This is a genomic window from Streptomyces sp. NPDC059853 (assembly GCF_042731495.1).
Lineage (GTDB): Bacteria > Actinomycetota > Actinomycetes > Streptomycetales > Streptomycetaceae > Streptomyces.
In genome coordinates this window covers 1-8,134 of the sequence record NZ_JBHWJL010000241.1, presented here as the reverse complement: position 1 = coordinate 8,134, position 8,134 = coordinate 1, and the positions used below count along the sequence as shown (strand labels likewise).

At 72.5% G+C, this 8,134-nt stretch carries 9 protein-coding genes and 1 tRNA gene; 4 read left to right on the top strand and 6 right to left on the bottom strand.

The genetic code is table 11. The features are described 5' to 3' along the window. Window positions 1-168: 168 nt before the first annotated feature. The 4 genes from ACFV5N_RS21205 to ACFV5N_RS21190 all read right to left on the bottom strand — a co-directional run bounded on the left by ACFV5N_RS21205 (window position 169) and on the right by ACFV5N_RS21190 (window position 1,791). Entirely contained in the window at window positions 169-315 is a 147-nt protein-coding gene (locus ACFV5N_RS21205) for a hypothetical protein (RefSeq protein WP_385602087.1), read from the bottom strand. Next, entirely contained in the window at window positions 312-722 is a 411-nt protein-coding gene (locus tag ACFV5N_RS21200; protein WP_385602084.1) for a LuxR C-terminal-related transcriptional regulator, read from the bottom strand. The genes ACFV5N_RS21205 and ACFV5N_RS21200 overlap by 4 nt, the downstream gene beginning before the upstream one ends. Beyond that, entirely contained in the window at window positions 719-1,069 is a 351-nt protein-coding gene (locus tag ACFV5N_RS21195; RefSeq protein ID WP_385602081.1) for a hypothetical protein, read from the bottom strand. The genes ACFV5N_RS21200 and ACFV5N_RS21195 overlap by 4 nt, the downstream gene beginning before the upstream one ends. Before the next feature lie 89 nt (window positions 1,070-1,158). Beyond that, the gene (locus tag ACFV5N_RS21190) at window positions 1,159-1,791 is read right to left on the bottom strand and encodes a helix-turn-helix domain-containing protein (RefSeq protein WP_385602078.1); all 633 of its coding nucleotides are present in this window, start codon (window positions 1,789-1,791) and stop codon (window positions 1,159-1,161) included. A gap of 252 nt (window positions 1,792-2,043) precedes the next feature. Between ACFV5N_RS21190 and ACFV5N_RS21185 the strand changes: the two genes are divergently transcribed. After that, entirely contained in the window at window positions 2,044-2,421 is a 378-nt protein-coding gene (locus ACFV5N_RS21185; protein WP_385602075.1) for a hypothetical protein, read from the top strand. Between the two features lie 165 nt (window positions 2,422-2,586). Beyond that, a complete protein-coding gene (locus tag ACFV5N_RS21180; protein ID WP_385602073.1) occupies window positions 2,587-2,790 on the top strand; it encodes a hypothetical protein in 204 nt (67 codons plus the stop codon). A gap of 33 nt (window positions 2,791-2,823) precedes the next feature. On the opposite strand, the gene ACFV5N_RS21175 is transcribed toward ACFV5N_RS21180, so the two are convergent. Further along, window positions 2,824-3,708 (bottom strand): tyrosine-type recombinase/integrase, encoded by an 885-nt coding sequence (locus ACFV5N_RS21175; RefSeq protein WP_385602072.1) that lies wholly within the window; start codon window positions 3,706-3,708, stop codon window positions 2,824-2,826. A gap of 224 nt (window positions 3,709-3,932) precedes the next feature. Continuing rightward, a tRNA-Arg gene (locus ACFV5N_RS21170) sits at window positions 3,933-4,005 on the bottom strand. A gap of 246 nt (window positions 4,006-4,251) precedes the next feature. On the opposite strand from ACFV5N_RS21170, the gene ACFV5N_RS21165 reads away from it, so the two are divergent. Both ACFV5N_RS21165 and ACFV5N_RS21160 read left to right on the top strand, forming a co-directional pair. Continuing rightward, window positions 4,252-5,892, top strand: a complete 1,641-nt coding sequence (locus ACFV5N_RS21165; RefSeq protein ID WP_385602069.1) for an ATP-binding protein — start codon at window positions 4,252-4,254, stop codon at window positions 5,890-5,892. A gap of 56 nt (window positions 5,893-5,948) precedes the next feature. Then, window positions 5,949-7,955: a GTP-binding protein gene (locus ACFV5N_RS21160; protein ID WP_385602090.1), complete on the top strand. Its 2,007-nt coding sequence runs from the start codon at window positions 5,949-5,951 to the stop codon at window positions 7,953-7,955. Window positions 7,956-8,134: the final 179 nt, after the last annotated feature.

Sequence of the window (8,134 nt, the reverse complement as noted above, 5' to 3'; positions counted from 1 at the left end):
TGGTGACGCGCCCGAGACCAACCCCTGTCACGGTGTCCGTGTATTACCGGGTGGTACCCTGCGCAACCGGTTTAGGGGCCTCGCCCCCCTGCGGCGGGGGGGCTTTTTTCAACTGCGGGCCTTGGGGGCCGGCGGCCGGGGCCTGCGCCCCGGCCAGCTCGGTGTCCGTCACGTGCGCTCCTGTCGGCTCTGCCGGGGCAGGCGCCGCTGCACCTCGCGCCGGATCGTGTGGTGGGACGGGTGCCGCAGCGGGCTGCACAGCGGGCAGGCCCGCAGCTCCTCGGCCGTCCGGTGCCGGGTGTCGGAGTGGGTCATGACTCGCCCTCCGCCCCGGCGCCGCTGGCGATCTGCTCCACGCTGATCACGCCAGCGGCAGCGGCGATCCCAACGGCCTGTGTGATCGTGGACACCCCGAGGGCGGCGGCGATCCTCCCCCTGTAGACGGTGATCGTGGACACGCTGAGGTCCAGGCGCTCCGCCATGTCCGCCAGCCGCACACCCTGCGCATGCCACAGCAGCACCTGCCGCTGCACCGGCGTGAGCCGCCGCCACAGTGCGGCGCTCGCCTCGCAGCGCCGGGCCTCCGCACGCAGGCGTGCGATCTCAGCCAGCAGCTCGCGGATCGCCAGGCCGGTGAGGGGATGACGGCGCGACAGCTCCCGGATCTGCGCCATCCGCAGTGCGGACATCGGGCGGCGTACCTGCCGCGCGGGCCCGCTCATGCCGCCACCTGCCGCGCGACGCCGGTGTCCAGCTCGTCCGCGATCCGGCGCAGCTGGGCGATCACCTCGTCGTCGGTCCGCTCGGGCCGGTCGTGCCACTCGGCGATGCGCTCGATCGGGTCGCGGTAGACGATCGGCGAGTCGATCCGGGTGGACACCGCCTCGATGGCGGCCTCGCTGCCCTCGTCGTCGGTGCACGCGTCCCCGTGAGCGGCGACCCGGATGGCGCCGACCATGCAGACCGCGCCCGTCACCGCGCGCTCGAACACGCCTACGGTGCGGCCCCGTTCGCTGATCACGTGCACGGCGAGCCTCAGCGTCGCCGCGACTTCCTGGGTAGGCTGCACGCCTGCCCCTCCTGTTCTGGTTGCTCGGTAGGGGTTGCTGGGGGTCGTCCGCTGCTTGGCGGTGTCGGACGGCCCCTCGGTGTGTGCGGTCAGGCCGCGTCCAGTTCGGCGGAGTCCTCGGCGCTGGCCTCTTGAAGCTCGCGCCCCAGCTCGGCGGCGCGCGCGGCAAGGCGCTTCCGCTTCCGCTCGTCCTGCTCGCGCTGGAGGCGGCCCTTGACACGGCGCGCCTCGGCGGAGCGACGCGCCAGGTCCGCGTAGTAGGCGCTGCGGAGTGATTCGGCGGCCTGCTCGATCTGCTCCTCCGTGCCGTCCGGGTGCAGTTCCCGCGCCTCCCGACGCCAGCGTTCGGCAAGGGCGTTGCGAGCGGGAGTAGTGCGCGCCGTGCGATTGAGCGTGCGTGCCCAGCTCGTGTGCGAGGCCGCTTGCATCTTGAGTGACAGTTCGGATGCCATCTCGGTCGGTCCCTTCTGCTGATCATGAACGCGTTCGTGTTCAAATCGGGCAAACAAGCGCCCTTTGCTCACGGCGAGAGCGGCGGCAATCCGGTCCGCCTCGGCGTCACTGACTCGATAGGGGCCCCTCGTCAGCAGCTGACCAACGCGGCTCTTTCCCATGCCGACTTGGTCCGCCAGCTGGCGGATTGATAGGCCCCCGCGCGGTGCTCGCGCCATCAGGCGTCGCATCTCCGCCGGGTCGTACAGCTGGAGGTCGGTGGTGCACATTGCTCTCCCCGCAAACGCGCTGAACATGAACGCGTTCGTATTCATTGGAGCACAGCGCATAAGCGCTGTCCAGTTGGGGGAGCGCCCCAGGGGCGCCTGGGGCGCTCGATTGGGGGAACGCTGTGCCCCATTCGGCCCCCTCGCGCCCGGGAGACCGCTAGAGAGCACAGCGCATCTAGTGGACAATGAGGCGGATGAGCCGGGGGGCGGCTGGATCCGCCCGCCATCGGGTGCCGAGGTAGGGGTGTCGGGATGGAGCAGCGCGCCGCGTTGACGGAGTTGGTCCGGCAGCGCGTAGGAGAGCGCGGGCGGGACGGTCGGCTGACTCAGCGCGAGTTTCTCGCCGCCGCCGTGGATCCCGACACGGGGTATCAGCCCAGCCTCGGGCTAATCGGCAAGATCAGCCGCGGCGAGAGTATCCAGGTCAGGCCCGAGCTGATTTCTGCTCTCGCTGCCGGCCTCGGCCTGCCCCGGGCTGTGGTGGCCGCCGCCGCCCACCTGCAACTGCTGGGCTACGAGGCCGAGGAGCTGGGCGACGGCTCGCCGGCCGTGCTGCTGCGGCAGTTGGGGGATGGCACTGACGAGCGGGTGGCTCGGGAAACCGCTGAGCGATGGGGACGAGAGCGTTAATGCAGAACTAAACCAATGATGCTATAGGCGTCCTTGTCACGATTGATGTCTCAATCTCACTCGCTTGGGCGAGTGTGAGTCTCTAGATCACGTGATCGGCCTACGATCGCCGGACCTCGCGCAAGCACGGGCAGCGGGAGTCTGCCCGGGAAGGAGGTCAATCAGGTGACCGTCATCCAGGTAGAGCATGTGCCTCTGAAGTCCGCTGGCCTGCTCTACCGGGACCTCGGCCATCGAGTCCGAGTCGCATACGACACCGCCCACCTCACCGAGCCGCAAGCTCTAGCGCTGCTCTATGTGCAGCTGCCCCGCCTGGCCGCAGAGCAGACCACGGTGCACCACGCCGTGGGGGCGGCGCCCCGTAGCTGATGTGGGCGGCCGGACACCACCGGCCGCCCACGATCACAATCGGTCCATTGGGCTCATCCGCTCGTGCGCTTGCCGTGCGCGCTCCTCGCCCGCAGATCGCCCATACCGAGCGAGCATCTCCCGGCTCTTCCAGCCCATGATGCGCATCAGGTCGTCCTCGTTCCCGCCCCCGAGCTTCCATGCGTGCGCCAATGTGTGTCGGAACTGATGCGGCCGAATGTGGGGCAGGCCGGCCTTCTCGCAGCGCCGAGAGATCATCTTGGCAACCCCTGAGATCCCCAGACCTTCACTTCGCTTCAGGGCGACCCACAGCGGATCGTCGTCCATGAGCGGTCGGCGCAGGTGCTTCGCAAGCGCGCGGAGATACCGGTCGAGGGCAACGGCCGTGCTCTTCCCCAGCGGAAGAGGGCGCGCAACGCCTCCCTTGCCCCGGACGTGTAGCACGCGCATGTCCAGGTCTACGTCCTTGATCGTCGTGAACGTGACCTCGGACAGTCGGCCTCCCGTATCACCGAAGACGAAGATCAGCGCTGCGTCTCGCCGGCTGGCGATGTCCTTGCCTGAGCAGGCCCTGAGTAGCCGCTTCAGCGTGTCGGGCTGGATGACTGGTACCTCGGGCGTCTGCGGCTGCGGGGCCGTCATGCTGCGCATCGGAGAGCGGTCGATCTCCTCCTCGTCGACCAGCCAGCCGAAGAAGGTCTTCAGACTGCGGAACTGCTGGTTGGCCATCGGGACCTTGCCGCGGTCGATCCAGCGCGTGATGTAGGCGGCGATGTGATCCCGGTGGATGTCCTCGATCGAGGCCGGCAGCGGCGTGTCGTCCGCAGACTCCGGCGTATACCCGTCGGGGCCCCCTCGGAGGAATAGGGCCAGGCCCTCCCCAGCGCGCATGTAGACCTTGATCGTCTGCTGAGACAAGTCCTTGCTCGCGAGGTGCCGTCGCCAAGACCTCACGTAAGGGGTCAAGTCGCACACTTCCGCTGTCACTGTCCGCTACCTCTCGGTCGGCAATCTGTGCCCGACGAGGAAAGCCGATCGGAAAGGATCTTGCCGGTGCACTTGGCCGAAAAGCGCTGTGCTTCCGGCGAGGAAGCGTCAAGGGGTCCCGAGGGAGGCCAAAAGGCCAGGTCAGAGGGGGTGAGCGCCCCCGGCAGGACTCGAACCTGCGGCCAAGTGCTTAGAAGGCACCTGCTCTATCCGCTGAGCTACGGGGGCATGGACTCCGGCACGGCCCGGGACGGATGCCCTCGCTGACCTCGACGCACAGGATAGAGCGTCGCGAGGTTCGCCCCGGATGCTTCACGGCGACGCCGTCGTGTGGAGATCCAGTGAAGCAGCCCCGATAATCGCAGGCGAGTGCGATGCGCGCAGCGATTTCGCGGGCTCCCGCGAGGGGTGTTGCGCACTCGTTATGCCACAGAGCCGGGTTTGCCGCCCGGAATCGGGCGCGTTCGGGCGAATATGCTTTGGAAACCGCGTGAAATTGGGCATTCTTCGCATGTGGCGATCTTGGACGCACGGCCCGAACTGCTCGAAGCGCTGACCGTACTGCGGGAGCGCCTCGCTGCCGCGTGCTTCCCGCTGGAGCTGCCCGGCGCACCCCGCGCCCGGCGCACCCGGGCGGAGCTGCTGGCCCAGCTCGACGGCTATCTGCTGCCCCGGCTGCGCCGCCCCGACGCCCCGCTGCTCGCCGTCATCGGCGGCTCCACCGGCGCCGGGAAATCCACCCTGGTGAACTCGCTCATCGGCCGCCCGGTCACCGAGGCCGGCGTCCTGCGCCCCACCACCCGCACCCCCGTACTCGTCTGCCACCCCGACGACCGGCACTGGTTCGCCGGTGACCGCGTCCTGCCCCAGCTCGACCGGGAACGCGGCGAACTCACCACCGAGACCACCCGCACCCTGCCCCCCGGCATCGCCCTCCTCGACGCCCCCGACATCGACTCGCTCGTCGCCGGCCAGCGCGACCTCGCCGCCGACCTGCTGTGCGCCGCCGACATCTGGATCCTGGTCACCACCGCCTCCCGCTACGCCGACGCCCTGCCCTGGCACCTGCTGCGCAGCGCCCAGGAGTACGACGTCACCCTGGCCACCGTCCTCGACCGCGTCCCGCACCAGATCGCCGCCGAGGTCTCCCGCCACTACGCCGCCCTGCTGGAGCGGGCCGGACTGGACGACATCCCCCGCTTCACCGTCCCCGAACTGCCGGAATCCGCCGGTGGCGGCAACGGCCTGCTGCCCCGTACCGCCGTGGCCGCCCTGCGCGAATGGCTCGCCCACCAGGCCCAGAGCCCCGCCGCCCGCGCCCAGGCCGCCGCCCGCACCGCCACCGGCGCGCTCGCCGCGCTCAAGGGCTCGGTCGGCGCGCTGGCCGCCGCGTCCGCCGCCCAGTACGCCACCGCCGTCCGGCTCGACCAGCAGCTCCAGAGCGCCTACAAGGAATCCGTCACCCGGGTCCGCCAGTGCCTCACCACCGGCGGCGTCCTCACCGGCGCCGCCCGCGCCCACTGGGCCGCCTTCCCCGAGGACACCAGCAGCTCCGAACTCCTCGACGCCCTCACCGACGCCCTCACCGCCCTGCTCACCGAGGCCGTCGCCGCCGCCGACGAACACACCACCGCCGCCTGGCGCCGTGAACCCGGCGCCCCGCCCGGCGGCTGCGACACCCCGGAAGAGGTCCGCGAACGGGTCGGCATCCGCGTCCGCCGCCTGCGCCGCTGCCTGGAGGAACTCGCCGACGAGGCGCGCGCCGCCTCCGGCGGCCACAGCGGCCCCGTCATCGGCGAACGCGGCGGCCCCGCCCGGGTCAGAACCGGCGACGACGGCGAACTCGCCGCCCTGCTCGCCGCCGGACTCCTCGGCGGCAAGGAAGCCCAGATCGCCCAGCACACCCTCGCCGGTGTCCTCGGCACCCTCGCCGCCAACCGCATGCGCGACAACGGCCGCCGCATCCTCGGCGACTGCGTCGACCAGGTCCTCGGCGAGGAACGCGACCGGCGTGGCGCGCCCCTGCACCACCTCGGCATCACCGCCCGGCCGCAGGTCGAGCTGATCGCCGCCCTCTCCACCCTCCAGGCGGAACGGCTGCGCACCGCGGCCTGAGTCCGCCCGCCCCCACCCGATCCACGACAAGGAGACCGCCGGTGCCGCAGAGAACCATGACGGCGGAAGCCCAGGGCAACGGCTGGGACGACGGCCTCATCGCCCGCCGCGCGCTCATCGACGACGCGCCCCCCGGGCGCAGCACCGAACTCGCCACCGCCGTCCCCGCCCCCGCGCACGGCGCCGAAGCCCCCGAGGACCGGGCGCTGCAGACCCGGCTCGGCGCGCTGCGCGAGCTGATCGGCCTCTCCCGCGCCCGACTCGACGCCGGAGTGCTCGCCGAGGCCGGCAAGGTTCTCGACGAGGCCGCCGCCCGCGACCGGCTGCCCAAGACGTACACCACTGTCGCCATCGCCGGGGCCACCGGCAGCGGCAAGTCCACCCTCTTCAACGCCATGGCCGGGGCCAACCTGTCCGAGACCGGCGTTCGCCGCCCCACCACCGCCAACGCCGTCGCGTGCAGCTGGCCGGCCGGCAAGGGACGCGGCGGGGACGGGCTGCTGGAACGCCTGGCCATCCCGGTCCGCGCCCGGCGCCGCGCCCACGTCCCCGACCCGGCGCTGCGCGGCCTGATCCTGCTGGACCTGCCCGACCACGACTCCATCGCCCCCGACCACCGCGAACAGGTGGACCGGCTGCTCGGCCTGGTGGACGCGGTGATCTGGGTGGTCGACCCCGAGAAGTACGCCGACGCCGTCTTCCACGAGCGCTATCTGCGGGCCTTCGCCGGGCACGCCGAGGTCAGCATCGTGGTGCTCAACCAGGCGGACCGGCTGCCCGGCGACGCGGTGGACGCCGTCCTGGACGATCTGCGCCGGCTGCTGGACGAGCGCGGCATCGCGCTCAGCGAGCACGGCGAACCGGGCGCGTCCGTCCTGGCCGTCTCCGCGCTCACCGGGCAGGGCGTGCCCGAACTGCGGCAGCTCGTCGGCGAACTGGTCGGCGGGCGGAGCGCGGCCGCCAAGCGCATCGCGGCGGACGTCGACGGCGTCGCCCGGCGGCTGCGCCCGCTGTACGTGGGGGAGGAGGCCGAGTCCCCGGCCGGGCTGACCCAGCGGATCCGGGAGGACTTCGAGGAGCGGCTGGCGCTCGCCGTCGGCGCCCAGGCCGCCGGGCAGGCCGCCGAACGCGGCTGGCTGCGGCGCGCCGACCGGGCGTGCGGCACCCCGTGGGCGCAGCTGGCCCGCCGGATGGCGTTCCGGCAGGCGCAGCGGCGCGGCGAGCCGCCCGCGCTGCTGGCCCGGCGGCTGGCCGGCGACCCGCCGCCCGCCGTCTCCCGTCCGGCGCTGGAACAAGCGGTACGGGAGCTGGCCGAGGACGCCTCGCACGGGCTGCCGCTGCCGTGGTCCACCGCCGTCCACGACGCCGCCTGGCGCGGCGCGCAAGGGCTGCCGCGCGCGCTGGAGACGGCGCTGGCCCGCCCGCCGGCCCGGGAGGACGGCGACATGTCGACATCGCGGCAGAAGAAGAAGGGGACAGCGGAGAGCAAGGAGCGGACGGAGGAGAAGGCGAGGCCGCAGAAGCCGGGGCCGCCGGCCGCCGCCGGGCACGGCAGGCGCTGGTTCGCCCGGCACCGGCAGCCGGAGCTGACCGTCCTGAAACCCCCGCCCGGCACCCTCCCCGCGCCCCCCGTACCCGCCGGACCCGCCCACCCGGCCCTCCAGCTGCCCCGGCCCGGCTGGTGGTCGGTGGCCGCGTTCGGCCAGGCGATGCTGCTGGCCGCCCAGCTGCTGGGGGTGAGCTGGCTGCTCGCCGCGCTGATCGGCTTCCCCGTCGCCGGCCGCTGGCTGCCCTTCGCGCTGCTGCTCGGCGGCTCGGTCGGCGGCCCGCTGCTGGCCTGGACCTGCCGGCTGGCCGCCCGCGGCCCGGCGCACAGCTGGGGCCGCAAAGAGGAGTGGCGGCTGCGCAGACTGGCCGCCGAGGCCGGCCAGAGCCACGTCCTGGAACCAGTGGCGGCGGAACTGCTGCGCTACCGGGAGGTCCGCGAACAGTACGCGATCGCCGCCTCCCCGACCGGCTCGGCGGACGACCCGATCCCCCCGGCCGTGCTGTCCGAGAGCTGAGGGCGCGGGTGCCGCACCGGTCCGCGGGTCGACGGCGGCCGAGCACGGGGCCCGTGCGGCGGGCACGGTCCGGATCAACCCGCAGCAGGTCAGCGGCCGGGTGGTGCTGACCGGCAGCCCGCGCGAGGTCTGACGGCCGCACACCGGCCACCCGGGGGCGGCGGGCACCCCCCGTGCCC

Excerpts from the sequence above, each read along its gene's own strand:
- ACFV5N_RS21190 (WP_385602078.1), bottom strand. The coding sequence starts at position 1,791 with ATGTGCACCACCGACCTCCAGCTGTACGACCCGGCGGAGATGCGACGC.
- ACFV5N_RS21165 (WP_385602069.1), top strand. The coding sequence starts at position 4,252 with ATGCTTTGGAAACCGCGTGAAATTGGGCATTCTTCGCATGTGGCGATC.
- ACFV5N_RS21160 (WP_385602090.1), top strand. The coding sequence starts at position 5,949 with ATGACGGCGGAAGCCCAGGGCAACGGCTGGGACGACGGCCTCATCGCC.
- ACFV5N_RS21185 (WP_385602075.1), top strand. The coding sequence starts at position 2,044 with ATGGAGCAGCGCGCCGCGTTGACGGAGTTGGTCCGGCAGCGCGTAGGA.
- ACFV5N_RS21205 (WP_385602087.1), bottom strand. The coding sequence starts at position 315 with ATGACCCACTCCGACACCCGGCACCGGACGGCCGAGGAGCTGCGGGCC.
- ACFV5N_RS21200 (WP_385602084.1), bottom strand. The coding sequence starts at position 722 with ATGAGCGGGCCCGCGCGGCAGGTACGCCGCCCGATGTCCGCACTGCGG.